At 69.2% G+C, this 22,713-nt stretch carries 20 protein-coding genes; 11 read left to right on the top strand and 9 right to left on the bottom strand.

Annotated elements, in window-relative coordinates; all coding sequences use genetic code 11:
• The first annotated feature begins 120 nt into the window (after window positions 1–120).
• Together HMPREF2581_RS14465 and HMPREF2581_RS14460 are read left to right on the top strand one after the other, a co-directional pair.
• Complete coding sequence (locus tag HMPREF2581_RS14465; protein ID WP_003095557.1) at window positions 121–882, top strand: SDR family oxidoreductase; 762 nt, start codon at window positions 121–123, stop codon at window positions 880–882.
• Between the two features lie 63 nt (window positions 883–945).
• Window positions 946–1,659: a GntR family transcriptional regulator gene (locus HMPREF2581_RS14460; protein WP_003109450.1), complete on the top strand. Its 714-nt coding sequence runs from the start codon at window positions 946–948 to the stop codon at window positions 1,657–1,659.
• Here HMPREF2581_RS14460 and HMPREF2581_RS14455 read toward each other — a convergent pair.
• Both HMPREF2581_RS14455 and HMPREF2581_RS14450 read right to left on the bottom strand, forming a co-directional pair.
• Window positions 1,656–2,609 carry a PDR/VanB family oxidoreductase gene (locus tag HMPREF2581_RS14455; protein WP_003141688.1) on the bottom strand — a complete coding sequence of 318 codons (954 nt, stop codon included), beginning with the start codon at window positions 2,607–2,609 and terminating at the stop codon, window positions 1,656–1,658. The genes HMPREF2581_RS14460 and HMPREF2581_RS14455 overlap by 4 nt on opposite strands.
• Before the next feature lie 14 nt (window positions 2,610–2,623).
• Window positions 2,624–3,679, bottom strand: coding sequence for an aromatic ring-hydroxylating dioxygenase subunit alpha (locus HMPREF2581_RS14450; protein ID WP_003099966.1), 1,056 nt, complete (start codon window positions 3,677–3,679; stop codon window positions 2,624–2,626).
• A 378-nt stretch (window positions 3,680–4,057) separates the two neighbouring features.
• On the opposite strand from HMPREF2581_RS14450, the gene HMPREF2581_RS14445 reads away from it, so the two are divergent.
• Window positions 4,058–5,392: an MFS transporter gene (locus HMPREF2581_RS14445; protein WP_003095547.1), complete on the top strand. Its 1,335-nt coding sequence runs from the start codon at window positions 4,058–4,060 to the stop codon at window positions 5,390–5,392.
• A 14-nt stretch (window positions 5,393–5,406) separates the two neighbouring features.
• On the opposite strand, the gene HMPREF2581_RS14440 is transcribed toward HMPREF2581_RS14445, so the two are convergent.
• A complete protein-coding gene (locus HMPREF2581_RS14440; protein ID WP_011666777.1) occupies window positions 5,407–6,303 on the bottom strand; it encodes a LysR family transcriptional regulator in 897 nt (298 codons plus the stop codon).
• Window positions 6,304–6,403: 100 nt separating this feature from the next.
• Here HMPREF2581_RS14440 and mdlC point away from each other — a divergent pair, with 100 nt between their 5' ends.
• The 4 genes from mdlC (at window position 6,404) to HMPREF2581_RS14420 (ending at window position 12,270) form a co-directional block, all read left to right on the top strand.
• The gene (gene mdlC, locus HMPREF2581_RS14435) at window positions 6,404–7,990 is read left to right on the top strand and encodes a benzoylformate decarboxylase (protein WP_003109446.1); all 1,587 of its coding nucleotides are present in this window, start codon (window positions 6,404–6,406) and stop codon (window positions 7,988–7,990) included.
• Between the two features lie 86 nt (window positions 7,991–8,076).
• Complete coding sequence (locus HMPREF2581_RS14430) at window positions 8,077–9,417, top strand: MFS transporter (RefSeq protein ID WP_070867349.1); 1,341 nt, start codon at window positions 8,077–8,079, stop codon at window positions 9,415–9,417.
• A gap of 22 nt (window positions 9,418–9,439) precedes the next feature.
• Window positions 9,440–10,909 (top strand): aldehyde dehydrogenase family protein, encoded by a 1,470-nt coding sequence (locus tag HMPREF2581_RS14425; RefSeq protein WP_003141686.1) that lies wholly within the window; start codon window positions 9,440–9,442, stop codon window positions 10,907–10,909.
• 107 nt (window positions 10,910–11,016) lie between these two features.
• Complete coding sequence (locus tag HMPREF2581_RS14420; RefSeq protein ID WP_003141684.1) at window positions 11,017–12,270, top strand: OprD family porin; 1,254 nt, start codon at window positions 11,017–11,019, stop codon at window positions 12,268–12,270.
• 144 nt (window positions 12,271–12,414) lie between these two features.
• Here the strand turns inward: HMPREF2581_RS14420 and HMPREF2581_RS14415 are convergent, their stop codons facing one another.
• Window positions 12,415–15,351 (bottom strand): TonB-dependent receptor, encoded by a 2,937-nt coding sequence (locus HMPREF2581_RS14415; protein ID WP_277424830.1) that lies wholly within the window; start codon window positions 15,349–15,351, stop codon window positions 12,415–12,417.
• 198 nt (window positions 15,352–15,549) lie between these two features.
• Here HMPREF2581_RS14415 and HMPREF2581_RS14410 point away from each other — a divergent pair, with 198 nt between their 5' ends.
• Both HMPREF2581_RS14410 and HMPREF2581_RS14405 read left to right on the top strand, forming a co-directional pair.
• A complete protein-coding gene (locus HMPREF2581_RS14410; RefSeq protein ID WP_003095533.1) occupies window positions 15,550–16,086 on the top strand; it encodes a sigma-70 family RNA polymerase sigma factor in 537 nt (178 codons plus the stop codon).
• Window positions 16,079–17,101, top strand: a complete 1,023-nt coding sequence (locus HMPREF2581_RS14405; RefSeq protein WP_003141679.1) for a FecR domain-containing protein — start codon at window positions 16,079–16,081, stop codon at window positions 17,099–17,101. Before HMPREF2581_RS14410 ends, HMPREF2581_RS14405 begins: the two co-directional genes overlap by 8 nt.
• 15 nt (window positions 17,102–17,116) lie before the next feature.
• Here the strand turns inward: HMPREF2581_RS14405 and HMPREF2581_RS14400 are convergent, their stop codons facing one another.
• From HMPREF2581_RS14400 to desT, 5 genes are all read right to left on the bottom strand, one after another.
• On the bottom strand, window positions 17,117–17,689 hold the full coding sequence (locus tag HMPREF2581_RS14400; RefSeq protein ID WP_003135459.1) for a HupE/UreJ family protein: 573 nt from the start codon (window positions 17,687–17,689) through the stop codon (window positions 17,117–17,119).
• 29 nt (window positions 17,690–17,718) lie between these two features.
• On the bottom strand, window positions 17,719–18,333 hold the full coding sequence (gene ureG / locus HMPREF2581_RS14395; RefSeq protein WP_003095530.1) for an urease accessory protein UreG: 615 nt from the start codon (window positions 18,331–18,333) through the stop codon (window positions 17,719–17,721).
• Between the two features lie 10 nt (window positions 18,334–18,343).
• Window positions 18,344–19,015 carry an urease accessory protein UreF gene (locus HMPREF2581_RS14390; RefSeq protein ID WP_003095528.1) on the bottom strand — a complete coding sequence of 224 codons (672 nt, stop codon included), beginning with the start codon at window positions 19,013–19,015 and terminating at the stop codon, window positions 18,344–18,346.
• On the bottom strand, window positions 19,012–19,515 hold the full coding sequence (gene ureE / locus HMPREF2581_RS14385) for an urease accessory protein UreE (RefSeq protein ID WP_003135457.1): 504 nt from the start codon (window positions 19,513–19,515) through the stop codon (window positions 19,012–19,014). Before ureE ends, HMPREF2581_RS14390 begins: the two co-directional genes overlap by 4 nt.
• A gap of 229 nt (window positions 19,516–19,744) precedes the next feature.
• Complete coding sequence (gene desT, locus HMPREF2581_RS14380) at window positions 19,745–20,374, bottom strand: TetR family transcriptional regulator DesT (protein WP_003095524.1); 630 nt, start codon at window positions 20,372–20,374, stop codon at window positions 19,745–19,747.
• Between the two features lie 158 nt (window positions 20,375–20,532).
• Here desT and HMPREF2581_RS14375 point away from each other — a divergent pair, with 158 nt between their 5' ends.
• Both HMPREF2581_RS14375 and desB read left to right on the top strand, forming a co-directional pair.
• A complete protein-coding gene (locus HMPREF2581_RS14375; RefSeq protein WP_003141676.1) occupies window positions 20,533–21,633 on the top strand; it encodes a ferredoxin reductase in 1,101 nt (366 codons plus the stop codon).
• The coding region (gene desB / locus HMPREF2581_RS14370; RefSeq protein ID WP_073659000.1) for a fatty acid desaturase DesB at window positions 21,630–22,713 on the top strand (1,084 nt) is incomplete at its 3' end. The genes HMPREF2581_RS14375 and desB, both read left to right, overlap by 4 nt.

Here is a 22,713-nt window from a genome sequence, read left to right as displayed (position 1 = left end):
GTTGGTCGTTTCTTGAGCAGGCGCCTCGGCAAACTCGTGCGCAACTGTATGGCCAACCGGGCACGGCGAGGCTCTAGAATCCCCGGACATCGTTTTTCCGCCCCGTACGAGGAGATGCCCATGTCGTCCACCCTGTTCATCACCGGCGCCACCTCAGGCTTCGGCGAAGCCTGCGCCCGTCGTTTCGCCGAGGCCGGCTGGTCGCTGGTGCTCACCGGCCGTCGCGAGGAGCGTCTGCAGGCCCTGGCCGGCGAGCTTTCGGCGAAGACCCGGGTGCTGCCGCTGACCCTGGACGTGCGCGACCGCGCGGCGATGAGCGCGGCCGTGGACAACCTGCCGGAAGAGTTCGCCACCCTGCGCGGCCTGATCAACAACGCCGGCCTGGCGCTGGGCACCGACCCGGCGCAGTCCTGCGACCTGGACGACTGGGACACCATGGTCGACACCAACATCAAGGGCCTGCTCTACAGCACGCGCCTGCTGCTGCCGCGGCTGATCGCCCACGGCGCCGGGGCGAGCATCGTCAACCTGGGTTCGGTGGCCGGCAAGTGGCCCTATCCGGGTAGCCATGTCTACGGCGGCACCAAGGCCTTCGTCGAGCAATTCTCCCTGAACCTGCGTTGCGACCTGCAGGGCACCGGGGTGCGCGTGACCAACCTCGAGCCGGGGCTGTGCGAGAGCGAGTTCTCCCTGGTCCGCTTCGGCGGCGACCAGGCGCGCTACGACAAGACCTACGCCGGGGCCCATCCGATCCAGCCGGAAGACATCGCCGAGACCATCTTCTGGATCATGAACCAGCCCGCCCACCTGAACATCAACAGCCTCGAGATCATGCCGGTGAGCCAGTCCTGGGCCGGCTTCGCCATCCACCGCGAAAGCTGACCGGCGGAGGCGGCCGGGGCGCGCTATGATGCCCCGGTCGTCCCGATCGAATAAGCGAATTCCATGAGCAAACCGGGCCAACGCGTGCTGGCCGAGCTGCGCAAGCTGATCGCTTCCGGCGAACTCGCCGCCGGCGAGCGCATCGTCGAGATTCCCACCGCCGAACGCCTGCAGGTCTCGCGCATGCCGGTGCGCATCGCCCTGCGTACCCTCGAGCAGGAAGGCCTGCTGTGCAAGACCGGGCGCGGCTACAGGGTGCGCGCGGTGACCCGCGAGGATATCGCCGGCGCGGTCGAGGTGCGCGGCGTTCTGGAAGGCCTGGCGGCACGCCAGGCGGCCGAGCGCGGGCTGTCCGCCGAGGCACGGGCGACCCTGGAGGAATGCCTGGCCGAGGGCGACCGATTGTTCGCCAACGGCCAGGTCCTGCTGGAGGAGCTGGAGCGCTACCAGCGCATGAACATGCGCTTCCACCGCACCATCATCGAGGCCAGCGGCAACCCGGCGATCGCCGTGGCGCTGGCGCGCAACGACCACCTGCCGTTCGCCTCGGTGAGCGCCCTGGCGGTGGATCGCGACAATCTCGAGCAGGAATTCCGCCGTTTCAACTTCGCCCACATGCAGCACCACGCGGTGGTCGACGCGCTGGTCAACGGCCAGGGGGCGCGCGCCGAGGCGATCATGCGCGAGCACGCCAACGCGACCTTGCGCTACGCCGACTACTTCGATCCGGCGCGGAAGGGCGTCACCGTGCTTCACGGCGACGTCGCCGCCGACTAGAGATCCAGCACCAGCCGTGGGCTGCGCGAACGCGAACAGCAGGGCGTGAAGCAATCGTTGGCGGCCTGCTCCTCTTCGCTGAGGTAGAGGTCGCGATGCTCCGGCTCGCCGTCCAGCACGCGGGTCAGACAGGTGCCGCAGATGCCCTGCTCGCAGGAGGCCGGCAGGTCCACCCCGGCTTCGCGCAGGGCCGCCAGCACGGTCTGCCCGGCGGCGACCCGGATCAGCGCCCCGTTGCTCGCCAACTGCACTTCGAAGGTGCCGTCCGCATTGGCGTCCCGTGGCGCGGCGGCGAAGTGCTCGCGATGCAAGCGGCTTGCTTCCCAGCCCAGTTCGCGGGCGCTTTCTTCGATCCACTGCATGAAGCCCGCCGGCCCGCAAAGGTATAGCTGGGCGTCGCGTGGACTGGCCGCCAGCAGGGCGCGAAGGTCCGCGCGGCGGCTGCTGTCGCCGTGGTCGAAGTGGCAGTGCACGCGGTCGGCGAAGGCGCACCGGTCAAGATAGTCGACGAAGGCCGCGCGCTCGGCGGAATGCGCGCAGTAGTGCAACTGGAAGTTGGCGCCATCGCGGGCCAGGCGTTCGGCCATCGCCAGCAGCGGCGTGATGCCGATGCCGCCGGCGAACAGCAGGCGCGGACCGGGCTCCGGCGACAGCGGGAAGAGATTGCGCGGCTCGCCGATGCGCAGCCGCTGGCCGACCCGCAGTTCGGCGTGCAGCGTGGCCGAGCCGCCGCGCGAGTCGCGGCAGCGGAGTACGGCGATACGGTAGTGGCGCGGCCGTTCGGCGGGGCCGCAGAGGGAGTACTGGCGGACCAGGCCGTTGGGCAGGTGCAGGTCGATGTGTGCGCCCGGCTCGAAGGACGGCAGGGCCGCCCCGTCGGCCCGGAACAGTTCGAAGCTGTGGATATCCTGCGCCTCCAGGCGGATGGCGCCGACGATGACCTCGATCATGGCGAAGGCTCCCGTCAGGCCTGGGCGCGGTTGGGGGCGGCGGCCTGGCGCTCGTCCGCCAGCAGGCGCTCGATGATGCGCCGGGCCTGCACGCCGCCGGCGTCGATGTTCAGTTTCAGCAGGTCGCGCCGTGGATGGCGCAGCAGGTTGCGCTGCTGGCTTTCGAGCATTTCCAGGTCTTCGCCGAAGATCTTTCCCTGGCCTTCGCGAATGCTCTCGGTGAGCGCCTGGTCGTGGGCCTGGAAGTTGCGCGCCATGCCCCAGAAGTACCAGATGGAAGTGGCGCTCTCCGGGGTGATGAAGTCGACCACGATGCTCGCCGCCTTGCGCTCCGCCGGCGCCTGGTAGCCGCCGTGGCCGGCGTGGGCCACGCCGACCTCGATCAGCACGTGGCTGGGCGGCGTGAAGCGGCAGATCTGCCAGCGGTCCACCGCCACGTCGTCGGCCAGGCCGTTGCCGCGCAGGGCCATGCGCCAGAACGGCGGGGCCATGACATTCTGCATGTGGCGGCTGGTGATCACCTCGTCGCCTTCCACCCGCGTGGTCGGCGCGGCCTCGTCGATTTCCTTCTGGCCGATGCTGGACGCATGGACATAGGTCTCGTGGGTCAGGTCCATCAGGTTGTCGATCATCAGGCGATAGTCGCAGTGGATGTGGTACAGCCCGCCGCCATAGGCCCAATCAGGGCTTTCCGCCCATTCCAGGCGGGGTATCAGCGCGGCGTCGGCCTGTTCTTCCGCGCCCGGCCAAACCCAGACGAAGCCGTGCCGCTCCTGCACCGGGAAGCGACGGATGCAGGGGAAGCCGCGGACCCGCTGGCCGGGCATCGCGCGGGTGCGACCGTCCTCGCCCATCGCCAGGCCGTGGTAGCCGCAGACCAGCACGCCGTCCTCGACGAAGCCCAGCGACAGCGGCGCGCCACGGTGCGGGCAGAAATCCTCGAGGGCCGCCACGCGGCCGTCCTCGCCTCGGTAGAAAACCATCGGCTCGTCGCAGATGCGTCGGCCGAGCGGCTTGCCGGCCAGTTCGTCGGGGGTGCAGGCCACGTACCAGGCGTTCTTCGGAAACATCGTCGGATCCTCTCGTTTTTTTTGTAATTGGATCCAATGATTCGCGAGGCAACTTTTCCAAGTCAACCGCTTCTGTACAAAAAATAATCCGTTCGATAGTCGCACATAAAAAACTTCAGGAATAAATCGCTCAATTATCTCGTTCCAGAGCCTTTCTCAGATTTCGCTGACAGTGGAATATCCGCTGGCCTTCCGTTTTCTTGTCGCACAAATGGATCCAATAGGATTGCGGCATCGACGCAACGGTGCCAGGGTGCCTGCGCTTGCCGTGCCTACAACAACAAGAAAAAGGGTCTTCCCGATGATGGATTCCTGCATTCCCGCGCCTCGCTCCCGCCTGCCGTCGCTTCTTTCCTGTCCGCTCGGGGAGGGCCGCCCATGAACCGGGACTTGCGCCGCGCTCTCGACGACGAACCGATGCGGCCGTTCCAGTGGCTGGCGGTGGCTGTGTGCATCGTGCTCAACCTGATCGATGGCTTCGACGTGCTGGTGATGGCCTTCACCGCATCTTCGGTGGCCGCCGAATGGAACCTGGGCGGCGCCGAGATCGGCCTGCTGCTCAGCGCCGGCCTTTTCGGCATGGCCGCCGGCTCGCTGTTCATCGCGCCCTGGGCCGACCGCTGGGGGCGCCGCCCGCTGATCCTCGCCTGCCTGGCGCTGTCGGGCCTGGGCATGCTCGCCTCGGCGCTGAGCCAGGCGGCCTGGCAACTGGCGTTGCTGCGCGGGCTGACCGGGCTGGGTATCGGCGGCATCCTCGCCAGCAGCAACGTGATCGCCAGCGAGTACGCCTCGCGCCGTTGGCGCGGCCTGGCGGTAAGCCTGCAATCCACCGGCTACGCGCTCGGCGCGACCCTTGGCGGACTGCTCGCGGTATGGCTGATCGGCGCCTGGGGCTGGCGCTCGGTGTTCGTCTTCGGCGCTGGCCTGACCCTGGCGGTGATCCCGCTGGTCTGCCTGTGCCTGCCGGAGTCGCTGGACTTCCTCCTGGCGCGCCGGCCGCCGCGGGCGTTGCAACGGGTCAACGCGCTGGCCCGGCGCCTGGGCCGCGCGGCGCTCGCCGAACTGCCGAGCCCGCCTGGCGGCGGAGCGGAGCACGGTAGCCGCCTCGCCCGGTTGCTCTGCGTCGCCCAGCGACGCACCACGCTGCTGCTCTGGGCGCTGTTCTTCCTGGTGATGTTCGGCTTCTACTTCATCATGAGCTGGACGCCGAAGCTGCTGGTCGCCGCCGGCCTGTCCACCGCCCAGGGCATCACCGGCGGCACCCTGCTGAGCATCGGCGGGATCTTCGGTGCCGCCTTGCTCGGCGGGCTTGCCGCGCGCTTTCGCCTGGAACGGGTGCTGGCGCTGTTCATGCTGCTTACCGCCGCTCTGCTCGCGCTGTTCTCGCTGAGCGCCGGGCTGCCCGGCGCGGCCTTGCCGCTGGGACTGCTGATCGGGCTTTGCGCCAACGCCTGCGTGGCCGGCCTGTATGCCCTGGCGCCGAGCCTCTACGACGCCTCGGTGCGCGCCACCGGGGTCGGCTGGGGGATCGGCGTCGGTCGCGGTGGGGCGATCCTCTCGCCGCTGGTGGCCGGGCTCCTGCTCGACGACGGCTGGCAGCCGCTGTCCCTCTATGGGGCGTTCGCGGCGGTGTTCGTCGCCGCGGCCGCCGTGTTGCCGCTGCTCGGTGCGCGGCGTCGCGAGCGCTCGCCGACGCTGGGAGACGCTGCGTGAGGGCCGCCGGCGTTTCAGCGTTGGGCGGCGATGATCGCCTCGGCGATGGTGGTGCGGAACCAGTTCAGCGCCGCCGAGCGTTCGCTGCTCTCGTGCCAGTGCAGGGAGACGTCGAACGGCGGCAGGGTGAAGGGCAGTTCGAGCATGCGCATGCCGCCTTCGGCGACGAAGCGATAGGCGATCTGCGCCGGCAGGATGGTCAGCAGCTCGGTACCGGGAATGATCTTCGGCAGCACCGAGAAGTGCGGCACCCGCAGGCTGATGCGGCGCCGCACCTGCATGGCCTCGAGCACGTCCTCGGCGATGCCGTGGCCGGAGGTGCGGGTCACCACGATGTGCCGCTCGGCCAGGTACTGCTCCAGGCTCAGGCTGTCGCCGATCCGTGGGTGGCGGTCGCTGAGCAGGCACACGTAGCGCTCGTGCAGGACCCGCTGGCTGCGCGCGCCGGGCACCGGCTGGCGGCAGATCGCCGCGTCGACCTTGGCGCTGCTCAGCCAGGCGCCGACCTCGTCCACCTGCAGCGGCAGCACTTCCACTTCGGCGAACGGCGCGTCGCGGGTCAGGCGTTCGAGGATCAGCGAGAGGAAACCCACCTCGCCGAGATCGGTGAGGGCGATGCGGAAACGTCGCTCGGTGGTCGCCGGATCGAAGTGGCGAACGCTCTGTACCGCGCCCTCGATGCGCGTCAGCGACTCGCGGAAGGTGCCGTAGAGCTGCTCGGCGACGAAGGTCGGCTGGATGCCGTCGCGGGTGCGGGTGAACAACGCGTCGTCGAACAGTTCGCGCAGGCGCGCCAGGGCGTAGCTCACCGATGGCTGGGTGACGAACAGGCGCTCCGCGGCGAGGGTCACGCTGCCCGCTTCGTAGAGGGTGACGAAGGTGCGGATCAGGTTGAGATCGATCGGACTCATATAGACCAGTTCTATTTTTTATAGAAAGAGTATCGATTTGATTGATTATCGAGCGGCTGCAACAGTAGCGCAAATCCAGGAAACGAGCTTGAAGGCCTGCATGAAAACCGTCCATTCCGCGTCTTACGAGATCCTCCGTCGCCACGGCCTGACCACCGTCTTCGGCAACCCCGGCTCCAACGAGCTGCCGTTCCTCAAGGACTTCCCCGAGGATTTCCGCTACATCCTCGGCCTGCACGAGGGCGCGGTGGTCGGCATGGCCGATGGCTTCGCCCTGGCCAGCGGCCGCCCGGCCTTCGTCAACCTGCATGCGGCGGCGGGCACCGGCAACGGCATGGGCGCGCTGACCAACGCCTGGTACTCCCATAGCCCCCTGGTCATCACCGCCGGGCAGCAGGTGCGCTCGATGATCGGGGTCGAGGCGATGCTCGCCAATGTCGATGCCGGACAACTGCCCAAGCCGCTGGTGAAATGGAGCCACGAGCCGGCCTGCGCCCAGGATGTGCCGCGCGCGTTGAGCCAGGCGATCCAGACCGCCAGCCTGCCGCCGCGGGCGCCGGTGTACCTGTCGATTCCCTACGACGACTGGGCGCAACCGGCGCCGGCCGGCGTCGAACACCTGGCCGCGCGCCAGGTCAGCGGCGCCGCGCTGCCGGCGCCGGCATTGCTGGCCGAACTCGGCGAGCGCCTGTCGCGCTCGCGCAACCCGGTGCTGGTGCTCGGTCCGGACGTCGACGGGGCGAATGCCAACGGCCTGGCCGTGCAACTGGCGGAGAAGCTGCGGATGCCGGCCTGGGTCGCGCCGTCGGCCTCGCGTTGTCCGTTCCCCACCCGCCATGCCTGCTTCCGCGGCGTGCTGCCGGCGGCCATCGCCGGGATCAGCCGGCTGCTGGACGGCCACGACCTGATCCTGGTGGTCGGCGCGCCGGTGTTCCGCTATCACCAGTTCGCCCCCGGCGATTACCTGCCGGCCGGCGCCGAGCTGGTGCAGGTCACCTGCGATCCCGGCGAAGCGGCACGGGCGCCGATGGGCGACGCGTTGGTCGGCGACATCGCGCTGACCCTCGAGGCACTGCTCGAACAGGTCCGCCCCAGTGCGCGGCCGTTGCCCGAGGCGCTGCCGCGACCGCCGGCGCTGGCCGAGGAGGGCGGACCGCTGCGGCCGGAAACCGTGTTCGACGTGATCGATGCGCTGGCGCCGCGCGACGCCATCTTCGTCAAGGAGTCGACTTCCACCGTGACCGCCTTCTGGCAGCGCGTGGAGATGCGCGAGCCGGGCAGCTACTTCTTCCCGGCCGCCGGCGGACTCGGCTTCGGCCTGCCGGCGGCGGTCGGCGCGCAACTGGCGCAGCCGCGGCGGCAGGTGATCGGGATCATCGGCGACGGCTCGGCCAACTATGGCATCACCGCACTCTGGAGCGCCGCGCAATACCGTGTGCCGGCGGTGTTCATCATCCTCAAGAACGGTACCTACGGCGCCCTGCGCTGGTTCGCCGGGGTGCTCGAGGTGCCCGATGCGCCGGGGCTCGACGTGCCCGGCCTGGACTTCTGCGCGATCGCCCGCGGCTATGGCGTCGAGGCGCTCCACGCGGCCACCCGCGAAGAGCTGGAAAGCGCCTTGAAGCATGCCCTGGCCGCTGATCGCCCGGTTTTGATCGAGGTGCCGACGCAAACCATCGAACCCTGATGTTCCACGGCGCCGCCCCATGCCAGAGTGGGCGGTGCCGACCGACGCCCGCGTGCGCCCATAACAAGAACAAGAGAGAGGTTGGTATGAACAGGCAATCCGCTGCGGCGGTGATCGACGCTGCCCGCTTTAACCGTACTCACTGGCTGATCCTCGGCTGGGGGTGTTTCATCATGCTGTTCGACGGCTACGACATGGTCATCTACGGCTCGGTGGTGCCACGCCTGATGCAGGAGTGGCAGCTGAGCCCGGTGCAGGCCGGCACCCTCGGCAGTTGCGCGCTGTTCGGCATGCTCTTCGGCGGCACCCTGCTGGCGCCGCTGGCGGACCGTTTCGGCCGGCGCCGCCTGGTGATCGCCACCACCCTGCTGGCGAGCCTCGCCGCCTTCCTCACCGGGCACGCCCGCGACCCGCTGGAACTGGGCGCCGGACGCTTCTTCACCGGCCTGGCACTGGGCGCGCTGGTGCCCAGCGCGATCAACCTGATCAGCGAATTCGCCCCGGCCGGGCGGCGCAGCACCCTGGTCACGGTGATGTCGGCCTTCTACTCGGTGGGCGCGGTGCTCTCGGCGCTACTGGCGATCGCCATGATCCCCGCCTGGGGCTGGCAATCGGTGTTCTACGTGGCGGTGCTGCCGGTACTGGCGGTGCCGCTGATGTTGCGCTGGTTGCCGGAGTCGGCGGCGTTCCTCGAACTCAAGGGCCGCCGCGCCGAACTGGACGCGCTGCTGCGCAAGGTCGATCCCGACTACCGGCCCGGCGCCGAGCGGGCGAACGCTGTCGCGGCCGAAGCGCCGAGCGGACGGGTCGCCCAGTTGTTCGAGGGGCGCCAGGCAGTGGGCACCCTGCTGCTGTGGGTGGCCTTCGCCATGTGCATGCTGATGCGCTACGGGCTCAACACCTGGTTGCCGAAGCTGATGGCCGGCGGCGGCTACGCCCTCGGTTCGAGCCTGGCGTTCCTCGTCACTCTGAATGTCGGGGCGACCCTCGGCGCGTTGTTCGGCGGCTGGCTGGCCGACCGCCTCGGCGCCGGCCGCACCCTGGTGCTGTTCTTCGCCCTGGCCGCGGCCTCCCTGGCGGCCCTCGGCCTGGGGCCAGGCCCCTGGCTGCTCAACGGCCTGCTGGTGGTGGCCGGCGCCACCACCATCGGCACCCTGGCGGTGATCCATGCCTACGCCGCGCAGTTCTATCCGGCCTGGGTGCGCTCCACCGGGGTCGGCTGGGCCGCCGGTGTCGGCCGCCTCGGCGCCATCGCCGGGCCGATGCTCGGCGGCAGCCTGCTGGCCCTGGAGCTGCCGTTCCAGCAGAACTTCCTGGCCTTCGCCGCGCCTGGCGTGATCGGCGCGCTGGCGATCGCCTGCATCCACCTGCGGCCGCGCGTGCCGGCGGAAGCGTCCGTCGACGCGACGGCGAAGAAACCCCTGTGATTTTCGAAAGAGGAGAAGAGCGATGAGCGATTCCCGTTATACCGACCTCGGTCTCCAGCCCCTGGCCGGCGAGTGGCGCCACGGCCGGGCCGGCCGCCGGCTGAAGGTGAGCAATCCGTTCGACGGCAGCCTGCTGCTGGAGATCGAGCAGGCCGACCGCGACGACCTCGATGCCGCCTACGCCAAGGCCGCCGAGGTCCAGCCGGCATGGGCCGCGCTTGGCCCCTCGGCACGCGCGGCGGTGCTGTACAAGGCGGTGGAGGTGTTCGACCGCCGCCACGAGGAGATCGTCGACTGGCTCATCCGCGAGTCCGGCAGCACCCGCCTGAAGGCCGAGATCGAATGGGGCGCGGCGCGCGCGATCACCCTGGAGTCGGCGTCGTTCCCGGCACGGGTGCACGGGCGCATCGTCGAGTCCGACGTGCCGGGCAAGGAAAGCCGGGTCTACCGCAGCGCCATCGGCGTGGTCGGGGTGATCAGCCCGTGGAACTTCCCGCTGCACCTGACCCAGCGTTCCATCGCCCCGGCCCTGGCGCTGGGCAACGCGGTGGTGGTCAAGCCGGCCAGCGACACGCCGGTCTGCGGCGGACTGCTGCTGGCGCGGATCTTCGAAGAGGCCGGGCTGCCGGCCGGGCTGTTCAGCGTGGTGGTCGGCCCCGGCAGTGAGATCGGCGACGCCTTCGTCGAGCACCCGGTGCCGGGCCTGGTGACCTTCACCGGGTCGACCCCGGTGGGCCGCAACATCGGCCGCATCGCCAGCGGCGGCGCGCACCTCAAGCACGTGGCGCTGGAGCTGGGCGGCAACAGTCCGTTCGTGGTGCTCGGCGACGCCGACCTGGAGCAGGCGGTGAATGCCGCGGTGTTCGGCAAGTTCCTCCACCAGGGGCAGATCTGCATGGCGATCAACCGTATCATCGTCGAGGACAGCCTCTACGACGCCTTCGCCGCGCGCTTCGTCGAGCGGGTCAAGGGTCTCCGCGTCGGCGATCCGCAGCGCGCCGATACCGCGGTCGGGCCGATCGTCAACGCGCGCCAGCTCGAAGGCCTGCTGGAAAAGATCCGCCTGGCCCGCCAGGAAGGCGCCAAGCCGCTGTACGAGGGCGGCGTTGATGGGCAGTTGCTGGCTCCGCACGTATTCGGCGAGGTCAGCGCGACGATGGAGATCGCCCGCGATGAAATCTTCGGCCCGCTGGTCGGCCTGCTCCGCGCGCGCGACGAGGCGCATGCGCTGGAGTTGGCCAACGCCAGCGAATACGGGCTGTCCAGCGCGGTGTTCAGCCGCGACCTGGAACGCGCGGTGCGCTTTGCCCGCCAGCTTCGCGCGGGGATGACCCACGTCAACGACATTCCGGTGAACGACGAGGCCAACGCGCCGTTCGGCGGCGAGAAGAACTCCGGACTTGGCCGCTTCAACGGCGACTGGGCCATCGAGGAATTCACCACCGACCACTGGATCAGCGTGCAGCACGCGCCGCGCCAGTACCCGTTCTGACCCTGGCGGCGGGGCCCGCGCCCCGCCGCTGACCCGACCGTCGTCGCCAGGTGGCCCGCAGAGGCTGCCGGGGCCCGGTCGTCCCTGAAAAACGGAGCACAATAACAATGAAAATCCGTCGTAAAACCGCAATCCCGCGCAATGCAGGGGCGGTCCTGCCGATGCTCGCCTGTCTTGCCGCGCAAGCTGCCGAGGGCGGCTTCCTGCAGGATGCGAAGACTGACCTGGTCCTGCGCAACTATTACTTCAACCGCGATTTCCGCGACCACGATGCCGGCAAGAGCCTGGTGGACGAGTGGGCGCAGGGCTTCATCCTCAAGTTCAGTTCCGGCTATACCCCGGGCACGGTCGGCGTCGGCCTCGACGCCATCGGCCTGTTCGGCGTGAAGCTGAACAGCGGACGTGGCACCAGCAATTCCGAGCTTCTTCCGTTGCACGATGATGGTCGCGCGGCGGACGACTATGGGCGTGTCGGCGTGGCCGCCAAGCTGCGCGTTTCGGCCAGCGAATTGAAGATCGGCGAGATGCTCCCGGACATTCCGCTGTTGCGCTACGACGACGGACGCCTGCTGCCGCAGACGTTCCGCGGCTTCGCCGTGGTTTCCCGCGAGCTGCCGGGCCTGGCCCTGCAGGCCGGACGCTTCGACGCGGTGAGCCTGCGCAATTCGGCGGACATGCAGGACCTGTCGGCCTGGAGCGCGCCGACGCAGGAGTCGGACGGTTTCAACTACGCCGGCGCCGAATACCGCTTCAACCGCGAGCGCACCCAACTGGGCCTGTGGCACGGGCAACTGGAGGACATCTACCGGCAGAACTACGCCAACCTGCTGCACAAGCAGCGTGTCGGCGACTGGACCCTGGGCGCCAACCTCGGCCTGTTCGTCGACCGCGACGACGGCGCCGCGCGCGCCGGCGAGATCGACAGCCATACCGTCTACGGCCTATTTTCTGCCGGCATCGGCCTGCACACCTTCTACCTTGGCCTGCAGAAGGTCGGCGGCGACAGCGGCTGGCAGTCGGTCTACGGCAGCAGTGGGCGGAGCATGGGCAACGACATGTTCAACGGCAACTTCACCAACGCCGACGAACGCTCCTGGCAGGTTCGCTACGACTACGATTTCGTCGGCCTCGGCTGGCCCGGCCTGATCGGTATGGTCCGCTACGGCCATGGCTCGAACGCCACCACCAAGGCCGGTAGCGGCGGTAAGGAATGGGAGCGCGATGTCGAGCTCGGCTACACCGTGCAGAGCGGTCCGCTGGCGCGGCTCAACGTGCGCCTCAACCACGCCAGCAACCGACGCAGCTTCAACAGCGACTTCGACCAGACGCGGCTGGTGGTGAGTTACCCGTTGTCGTGGTGACGGACGCTGTCTCGCCGCTCCTCCGGACAGTTCCGGAGGGACCGGGAGCGGGAGGCCCGGTGCTTCGGCGGATAACCGCTGGGCGGTTATCCGCCCTACCGGAGCGGCGCTCCGCCGACAACGCCTGGAGGGGGAGAGGGCGGCTCAGAACTTCGCCTGCATCCCCACCCGCAGGGTACGCCCGGGCGCGGGCATGAAACTCTGTGCCAGCGGGTCGAGGTAATAGCGGTCGGTGAGGTTCTGCAGCGAGGCATTCAGTTCGGTGTGCTCGAACAGCTTGTACTTGAGGAACAGGTCGAACAGCTGCACCGAGCGGTACTCGATCTGCGGTGTGGTGGCGCCGACCTGCCAGGGCTTGTCCGCCGTGGCGGTGGGGCCGGAGGTATAGGTCATGCGCCCGCCCAGGGTCAGGGCCTGGTCGAAGAAGCGCAGGCCGGCGGTCAGGTTGGTCGCCAGCCGCGGCGGGTTCTGCGTGTTGGTATAGGAGCCCATGAAGCTGCCCGGCGTGCAGTTCGGCGTGTTCTCGGTGCGCTGGTAGCGGTTGGCGCCGGCGCGCAGCCTGGCGGCGAAGGCGGCGTCGCAGGTCTCGGTCTTCAGGTAGTAGGTCGCCGACAGGTCGGCGAACACCCGCCCTGCGTCGTAGTGCGATTGCAGTTCGAGACCGCTGGTGCGGTAGCTGTCGGTGTTGCTGAAGGTCATCAGGCCCATCTGGCCCGGATCGTAATAGCGGGTGATGTAGTTCTTGATGGTGTTGTTGAAGTAGGCCAGCTTGATCGCCGCCGAGTCGCCGTCGGCCAACAGGCTGTCGCGCAGCGCGCTGGCACCGATCTCCCAGCTGCGCGAACGCTCGGGCTTGAGTTCCTTGCCCGGCTCGACCTGGAGGGTGCCCTGGCTGGTCTCGAACAGCGATGGCAGGCGCAGGCCTTCGATGTAGGAGGCGTAGACGAAGGTATCCGGGGCCAGCTCGAAATTGATCCCGAATGCCGGCGAGAAACCGCCGCCGCGGCTGCTGCCCTTCTTGCTGTAGTTGTAGCCGGTGACCACGTTGGTGACCCGCGAGGGATGGACCGTCACGTTGGCCGGGCCGAACTCGTCGAAGGGAATGCCTTCGAACGGATTATTGGTGTTGTTGGTGACGATGCCGTTGTTGAGGCGCGGATCGGTGGCGTCGGTGTACTGGCCGTTCTGGTCGGGGAACCACATCATCGAGCCGTAGTAGCCGGGCCTGCTCACCGTGATGAAGCGCATGTCGCGATCCTCGCGCCGCGGCGAGGCGGAGATGCCGTTGTCCTTGCTGTTGAAGTGGCTGTAGCGGCCGCCGCCCCATAGCGTCAGGCGCTCGACCGGCTTGAACTCGAGCTTGCCGTTGAGGCCGTATTCCTGGCGGGTGGCGTCCCTCAGGGTGCGGTTGGCGTTGATGTCGTGGAGGGTGGTGACCACGCTTTTCTGCGGCTGGATGTCTTCGACCTGGAACGAGCCGCCGAGGTCGAGCTTGAAATCGCCGAAGTCGGTTTCGAAGCGCGCCACGTTGTTCAGGTCGCCGCCGATGCGCCGGTTGTCCTGGCGCGTCCAGTTGCGGTCGGAGCGATAGGCCTGGGAGCGCGGTGCCAGCACCGAGGTCAGCATGTCGCTCTTCGCCTCGGTCATCCACAGGCCGGTACTGAGGTCCACCAGCGGATTGTTCTCGGGCAGGTAACGGTAGCGTGCGGTGTAGGTGTCGATCTTCACTTCGCTCAATGGGTACTGGTAGATGCCGGCGGTGCCGAAACGGAAGATGTCCGACGGCATGATCTCCCCGGTGCGCCCGTCGTAGCGACGATAGCCGAGGTCCAGGGTGTGCTCGTCGGCGATGCGCCAGGTCGCCTTGAGCAGGTAGGACTCGGTCTCCGACGACGAGTTGAGCACTTCCTCTCCTGCGTTGTAGACCTTGGCTACGCTGCTTTCCTCGCGACCGTAGCGGTTGTAGACGCGATAGCGGTCCTGGCCTTTCTTGCCGGAAAAGTAGTTGCCCTGATTGCGCTGCGCATAGGCGGCGACCAGGTCCAGATGCTCGTTGCGGTAGGCGAAGGCGGCGCTGCCGGACTTGGCCTGGGAGCCGAACAGGCTGCCGCGGTCATCGTGCGGCACGCTGCTGAGATTCTCGGTCTTCGAACTGGCGCTGCGGTGCTGCGGGGCGACGCCGTTGTTCCAGACGTTGCCGGTGAAGCGCACGCCGAGGTCCTTGCCGTCGACCAGGATGTCCTTGACGCCGATGGTGCGCATTTCCACGCTGCCGCCGATCGCGCCCGAGCGGGTCGAGGGACCCTTGTCGACGGTCACGCTGCTGACCAGGTCGGGATCGATGTAGCTGCGCTGCTGGGTGCCGGCGTAGCCGCGGTAGACGTCCAGCGCCTGCTCCGCGCCGTCGACCCGCACCGCCACCCGGCTCTGCCCCTGGATGCCGCGGATGTTGACGTCCAGCGCGCCACCGTTGCGGCTGTCGCCGACCTGTACGCCCGGGATGCCCTGGAGCAGGTCACCCACGGAAACCCGGCCGAAGCGGTCGATGTCTTCGCTGGAGAGGTACACCGACGAGCGCGGCGCGGTATAGGTTTCCTTCTGCGGATCGGCCAGCTCGGCGGCCGAGACCACCACCGGCGACAGGTCGGCCGGGGCTTCTCCGGACATGCGCGGCTCGACCAGCAGGTAGGCGCCGGAGGTTCCCGCCGCGACCTGCAGGCCGGTGTTCGACAGCACTCGCTGCAAGCCTTCCAGTACGCTGTAGCGGCCCTTGAGCGCCGGCGCGGTGCGGCCGCGGGTCAGCGCGGGGTCGAAGGACAGCAGCAGGCCCGACTGGCTGGCGAAGGCGCCCAGGGAGGCGCCCAGCGAACCCGCCGGGATGTCGTAGCTGCGCGGCGTGGCGTCGTCCAGGCGGGTAGCCGCGCTGTGCTGGCCGACGCTCTGCGCGTGGGCCAGGCCGCCGCCGAGCAGGCCGGCGCCGACCGCCGACAGGCCGAGCAGGGCGCAGCGCAGGGCAAGGGTGAGCGGGGAGAGGCGCGACAAGGGACGCGCCAGGCTGGGGATAGGGCGTTGTAGGGACATGACTTCTTCGCTCGCAGGGTTGGCGCCCGTCATTGCGGGCTCTCATTCCCTCTGTCGCACGAGATCGGAAAAGGGATATTTCGGGTTCGGCGGGGCCGGTCGAGGAAGGGCGTCGGCATTGTGGTCAGCGGAAAATTAGTGATAATAGTTTTCATTTGCGATTGAAGCCAGCCGACTATTCCGATGAATGCGCCTCCGATGAATGCGCCAAGCCCCTGCCTGCAAGCGGACCGCGACTGCGTCGCCACGCTCTACCGTGAAAACCATGCCTGGTTGCGCAACTGGCTGGCCTACCGCCTTCGCTCCTGGGGACGTGGCGTGGCCGACGACCTGGCCCACGACACTTTCCTGCGCATCCTCGCCAGCCGCGATGGCGGCCAGCGTGACGCGATCCGTCAGCCGCGCGCCTACCTCACCCGCATCGCCAACTGCGTGCTGGTCAGCTGGCGCCGTCGCCAATCGCTGGAACTCGCCTGGCTGGAGGCCCTGGCCACGTTGCCCGAGCCGTTGCAGCCGTCGCCGGAACAACAGAGTGTGATCGTCGAGACCCTGCACGAGATCGACGCGCTGCTCGACACCCTGCGACCGCGGGTGAAACAGGCATTCCTGATGGCGACGCTGGACGGCATGAAGCAGAAGGACATCGCCCAGGCGCTGGGCGTCGCGCTGCCGACGGTGAAGAAGTTCATCCACCAGGCCTACGTGACCTGCCTGAGCCTGATGCCCGATGAATGACCGCGCTTCCAGCCGGGCGCCGCAGGCGGGCGATACGGAGCTTTCCGGGCCGCCGGCCGCCGAGGCGATCGCCCCGCAGGTGCTCAGGGAGACCGCCTCCTGGCTGCTGCTGATGCAGGAGGGGCCGCTGGCTCCGGCGCAGCAGGCCGAGCTGGAGTCCTGGCGCTCGCGCAGCCCCGAGCACCAGCGCGCCTGGCGGCGCGCCGAGCGTCTGCTGGCGAATATCGGTTCGCTGCCGCCGGCGCTGGCCCGGCGTGCGCTCGAGCGTCCGTCCGGCAGCGGCCGGCGCGCGGTCCTGCGTGGCCTGGCCCTGCTGCTCGGCGGCGCACCGCTGGTCTGGTGGGGATGGCGCGCCCAGGTCTGGCGCGACGGCTTCGGCGCCGACTACCTCACTGCCGTCGGCGAGCGGCGCGATCTGGTGCTGGAGGACGGCAGCCAGCTCGAGATGAACACCGACAGCGCGCTGGACGTGCGCTACGACGCCGGCCAGCGCCTGCTGCGCCTGTATCGCGGAGAGATCTACCTCCGCACCGCGGCGGATCGGCGCGAGCCGCCGCGGCCGTTCCTGGTGCGCACCGAACAGGGCCTGATGCGCGCGCTGGGTACCGCCTTCAGCGTCCGACGCGAGGGCGCAGAGACAGTGCTGGCGGTGTACGAAGGCGCGGTCCAGGTGCGTCCGGAGGGCGCCGCGAGCGCGGCGGATGGCCGGGTGATCGAGGCTGGCCAGCGGGTGCGCTTCGATCGCCAGCGGATCGGCCCCGTCGAGTCCGCCAGCGAGGCCGCGCTGGCCTGGCGCCAGGGCCTGCTGGTGGCCGACGACATGCCGCTGCGGCAGTGGGCGGGAGAACTGATGCGCTACGGGGGCGAGAGCATCGAGTGCGAGCCGTCGCTGGACCCGCTTCGGGTCTCCGGTACCTTTCCCGTCGACGACCTGCCGCTGGCCCTGGCGATGCTGGCGCAGACCCATGGCCTGCGCCTCGTGCACCAAGGTCGGCGGGTGCTGATCAGGCGCTGAGGGAGGCGCGGCGGCTCAGCCGGCCAGCAACCAGACCCCGGCGCCCGCCGAGGCCAGCCCGGCGAGACGTACCAGGGGCGCGGCCGCCTGCGGCAGGAAGCGCACCAGCGCGTAGCCGGCGGCGTGCAGCGCGGCGGTGGCGGCGACGAAACCGAGCGCGTACAGCCAGGGGCTGGAGAGGTCCGGCAGCTCCAGGCCGTGGGCGACCCCGTGGGCCAGGGCGAACAGCGCGGTGGCGGCCATCGCCAGCGCCAGCGGCGGGCGCACGGCGAGGGCCACGCAGAGGCCGAGGGCGAGCACCGAGGCGGCGATGCCGGTCTCCATGAACGGCAGTTGCAGGCCCTCGAAGCCGAGCAGCCCGCCGACCAGCATGGTGCCGACGAAGGTGCAGGGCAGGGCGAGGCGCGCGGCTCCCTGTTGCTGGGCGGCCCAGAGGCCGACGGCGAACATCGCCAGCAGGTGGTCGAGGCCGGTGAGCGGATGGGCGAGGCCGGCGACCAGGCCGTGTTCGCCGTGGCCGGGGTGGGCGAAGGCCAGCGCCGGCGCGGCGAGCAGGGCGAGGGCGGCGAGCAGCTTGGGCAGTTTCATTGGCGGTTCCTTGTCGTTGCGAGGTGGCGTCAGGCGGCGGTCAGCAGGCCCTGGCGCTCGATGAAGGCGATGATTTCGTCCAGCCCCTGGCCGGTCTTCTGGTTGCTGAACACGAACGGCTTGTCGCCGCGCATGCGCCGGGCGTCCCGGTCCATCACGTCGAGGGAGGCGCCGACCAGCGGCGCCAGGTCGATCTTGTTGATCACCAGCAGGTCCGACTTGCAGATGCCGGGGCCGCCCTTGCGCGGGATCTTGTCGCCGGCGGAAACGTCGATCACGTAGAGGGTCAGGTCGGACAGCTCGGGGCTGAAGGTGGCCGACAGGTTGTCGCCGCCGGATTCCACCAGGATCAGTTCGAGGCCGGGGAAGCGCCGGTTGAGCTGGTCCACCGCCTCCAGGTTGATCGAGGCGTCCTCGCGGATCGCCGTGTGCGGGCAGCCGCCGGTTTCCACGCCGATGATCCGCTCGGGGGCGAGGGCCTCGTTGCGCACCAGGAACTCTGCGTCTTCCTGGGTATAGATGTCGTTGGTGACCACCGCGAGGTTGTAGCGCTCGCGCAGTTCGCGGCACAGGGCCAGGGTCAGGGCGGTCTTGCCGGAGCCCACCGGACCGCCGATGCCGACACGCAGGGGTTGGGATGTCATGGGGTTTCTCCTAGGAACGGAACAGACGGCTGTACTGGGTTTCGTGGGTCATGCTGGCCAGCGCCAGACCGAACGCGGCGCTGCCCTCGACGGCGGGCCGCCGCAGCGCCTCGGCGCAGGCGCGGTCGAGTTCCGGCAGCAGGCTGGAAGCAAGTTTCTGCGCGGCCAGTTGGCCGAGCGGCAGGGTTTTCATCAGCACCGCCAACTGGTTTTCCAGCCAGCTCCAGAACCAGGCACTGAGCGCCTCCTCGGCGTCCAGGCGCCAGGCGCGCGCGGCCATCGCCCAGGCGGCGGCGAGATTGGGCGGGTCCTGGCGCGCCAGCCAGGCGCGGCCGGGAGCGTCGAGTTCGGGCAGGGCTTCCAGCAATTGGTGCAGGGAAAAGCCCATCTGCCGGCTCTCCTGGGCCAGCTCGCGGGTCTCGCGGCTGGCCCTATGGCGTTCGCTGGCCGCATCGCAGGCGGCCCAGTCGCCGATCAGCGCGGCGCGCAGCAGGCCGGCCAGCAGCGGCGCCTCGAAGCGCGCCAGGTTCAGTTGCAACTGGTCGACCAGCCAGGTCCGCGCGCTCTCGGCGTCGCGCACCCAGCCATTGTCGAGGGCCGCCTCCAGGCCCTGGGAATAGCTGTATCCGCCGATCGGCAACTGCGAGCTGGCCAGGCGCAGGCGCGCCCAGATGCTGTTCACCGGCGCACGCCGAACTGGTGCAGGCGCGGCGCGTAGTTGAACTCCGCCTCGCCATGGTGCGAGTGGTGGTGGCCTCCGCCGTAGGCGCCGTGCTCCGGCTGGAACGGCGCCTCGATGGCCTCCACCGTGGCGCCGAGCTGTTCGAGCATGGCTTTCAGCACGTAGTCGTCGAGCAGGCGCAGCCAGCCGTCGCCGACCTGCAGGGCGACGTGACGGTTGCCCAGGTGGTAGGCGGCGCGGGTCAGTTCCAGCGGGCTGGCGCAGGTGACGTGGAGCAGACGCTCGGGGCGGGCGACGACCCGCACCAGGCGACCGTCGCGGGCCTCCAGGCAGTCGCCGTCGGCCAGCGGCGGCTGGCCGCGCTCGAGGAACAGGCCGACCTCCTCGCCGCTCGCCGCGAAGCAGCGCAGGCGGCTTTTGCTGCGCGCCTCGTAGGTGAGGTGGAGTTCTTCGTCCCAGCGGGGCGAGCGGGCGGGCAGGCGTTGGTGAATGACCAGCATGGGCAGTTTCCGCAATGCGACAGGAAAGGAATCACAACAAGCACCAGCAAGGGCCTTGCCAGGTCGATGCGGGACGCCTGTACCGGGAAAACGGGGCCATAGGGATGTAACAAAATATTGCAGCGCGCCAGGTTGGTGCGCAACGACTTTTTTGCCGCACCGGAAAGGTGCGCGCGCGTCTAGTCCGCGGGCGAACGCCGAGCCGGAGGTCCGCTGGGGAGGTGTGGGGTCAGTCGGGCAGGCCGTGCCAGTGCTTGCCGCCGATCATGATGAAACGCAGCTGGTGGGTGATCTTCGCGGCCGGCATCAGGTGCGGCGGCAGGTCGGCGGCGGGTGGGTCGATCAGCTCCGGAAGGGTGGCGAAGACGGTCTTCACCACCAGGTCGGCGAACACGTCGAGGGCCGCGCCGTCGAGATGCGGCATCTTGTTCAGCAGCGCCAGGTCGGCGGCCAGGTCGTCGGTGATGCGCTGGCGCAGGCTGGCGATGGCCTGGCGGATCGGCAACGAGCCGCCGTATTGCTCGCGGGCGAGGAAGAGGAACTGCGAGCGGTTGGCGCCGACCGCGTCGAGGAAGATGCGCACCGAGGCGTCGATCAGCCCGCCCAGTTCGAACTCGTTGCGGCGCACCGCGCGCAGGGTGGCGCGGAAGGTCTCGTCGACCTCGGCGACCAGCGCCAGGCCGAGCTGGTCCATGTCGCTGAAGTGCCGATAGAAGCCGGCCGGGACGATGCCGGCGGCGCGCGTCACTTCGCGCAGGCTGAGGCTGCCGAAGCCGCGCCCGCTTTCCATCAGGTGGCGCGCGGCGCTCATCAGCGCGTGGCGGGTCTGCTGTTTCTGTTCGGCGCGGGGTGAGGACATACGGCTTCCTTTGGCGGACCGGCGACTGTAGCAAAAGCCCCGCGACCCGGTCGAACCGGGGACGGCAGCGGTCGAAGGATACATCAGTGAACGCTTGTTGACTCGATTGCGCGGAACGGGCAAAGTTTTGTGAACGATCGTTCACTGAAATATTCTCGATGGCCTTGCTTCCCCTCGCTCTCCTGACCCCTTTGCTCGCACCCCTGCGCCGTCTCGCCGCCCGTGGCTGGCTGCGCGAGGCCGATGTCGACGGCCTGCTGCGCCACGCCCATCCGCTGGCGTCGCTGAACCGCCACTATGCGCGGGTCGAGGCACGCTACTGGGTGGCCGACGATATGCTCGCCCTGGCCCTGCGTACCGCCCCCGGCTGGCCGCCGGCGCGGCCGGGCCAGCACATCCAACTGCTGGCGGAGCGCGACGGGGTGCGGGTCGGGCGCAGCTACAGCCTGACCCGGGTGGTCGGCGAGCGCCTGGAAATCGCCGTCAAGCGTCACCCGGACGGGCTGCTCTCGCCCTGGTTGTGCGAACACCTGGCGGTCGGCCAGCGTGTCGAGTTGCAGCCCGCGCAAGGCGATCTGCGCTGGCCGATGCAGGCCGAGGCGGTCTGCCTGCTGGCCGCCGGCAGCGGCCTGACGCCCTTGCTCGGCCTGCTCCGCGAGGCGCTGGAGAACGGCTATCGCGGTCCCGTGCTGTGGCTGCACTACGCCCGTCATCCCGGCCAGCGCGCCTGGTTCGGCGAGCTGGAGGCGCTGGCGGCGCGCCACCCGAACCTGGAGTTGCGCTGGAGCCTGACCCGCGGGGCGCGGGCCGATGGCTGCCTGGAGGGGCATTTCCAGCCGCGCCACCTGGACGGCTGGGCAGCCGACCTGGCGCGCAGCCAAGCCTTGGCCTGCGGGCCGGCGGCTTTCGTCGAGGCGGTGGGCGAGCAACTGGGGGCACGCTTCGCCGGCTTGCAGACGGAATCCTTCAGCGTCCCGCGCTGGCGCAGTGGGGAGGCGCCGCGCGAAGTGCGCCTGCGCTTCGCCCGGTCGCAGCGGGAAGTCTCCGGCGACAGCGCCGCCAGCCTGCTGGAACAGGCCGAGGCCCACGGCCTGCGCCCGGCCCACGGTTGCCGCCAGGGCATCTGTGCCAGTTGCACCTGCGTCCTGCTCAGCGGCTGCGTGCGCGACCTGCGCAGCGGCGCGCTGTGCAGCGAGCCCGGCCAGTCTATCCGCCTCTGCGTCAGCGCCGCCCACGGCGACCTGGCGCTGGACCTGTGAACCGACCTGCGAGCCCTGCGATGCGCGACGACCGCGAACTGACCCCGGAACAACTGGCGGCCTTCGGCGCCGAACTCGACGCCCTGCGCCAGCGTACCCTGGCCGATCTCGGCGCGGACGACGCGCGCTACATCCGCCGGGTCCGCGCGGCGGTGCGCGTCTGCTGCTGGAGCGGCAGGGCGCTGCTGATGTTCGGCTGGCTGCCGCCGACCTGGCTGCTCGGCAGCCTGCTTCTCGGCCTGGGCAAGATCCTCGAGAACATGGAACTGGGCCACAACGTCATGCACGGCCAGTACGACTGGATGAACGATCCGGAATTCGCCGGCCGCGCCTACGAGTGGGACATCGCCGGGCCGTCCGACTTCTGGCGGCACACCCACAACCATATCCACCACACCTACACCAACGTGCTGGGCAAGGACGACGACGTCGGCTACGGGGTCGTGCGCCTGTTCCCGGAGCAGCGCTGGAAGCCGTTCTACCGCTGGCAACCGCTGTGGGTGACGCTGCAGGCGCTGCTGTTCCAGTACGCGGTGGCGATCCAGCATCTGCGCCTGGACAAGTACGCCAAGGGGCGCCTGGACAAGGCCGAACTCATGCCGCTGCTACGCCGCCTGCGTGCCAAGCTGGGTCGCCAGTGGACCAAGGACTACCTGCTGTTCCCGCTTCTCGGCCTGTTCGCCGGAGGCTTTGGCGCGGTGTTCGTCGGCAACCTGCTGGCCAACGTGCTGCGCAACCTGTGGACCTTCACGGTGATCTTCTGCGGCCACTTCACCGAGAAGGCGGTGGTCTTCCCGCCCTCGGTGCTGGAGGGGGAGACCCGTGGCCACTGGTACCTGCGCCAGTTGCGCGGCTCCAGCAACCTGGAGGGCGGGCCGCTGTTCCACATCCTGACCGGCAACCTCAGCCACCAGATCGAGCATCATCTCTACCCGGACCTGCCGGCGCGTCGCTACGCCGCGCTGTCCCGCGAGGTCCGCGAAATCGCCCGGCGCTACGGGCAGACCTACAACAGCGGACGCCTGGGACGGCAATTCCTCACTGTCTTGCGGCGCATCTGGGTATATCGGCTGCCGCCGC

It is taken from the genome of Pseudomonas sp. HMSC057H01 (genome assembly GCF_001836405.1).
GTDB classification, from domain to species: Bacteria; Pseudomonadota; Gammaproteobacteria; order Pseudomonadales; family Pseudomonadaceae; genus Pseudomonas; species Pseudomonas aeruginosa.
This window is presented reverse-complemented; position numbering and strand designations above follow the sequence as displayed.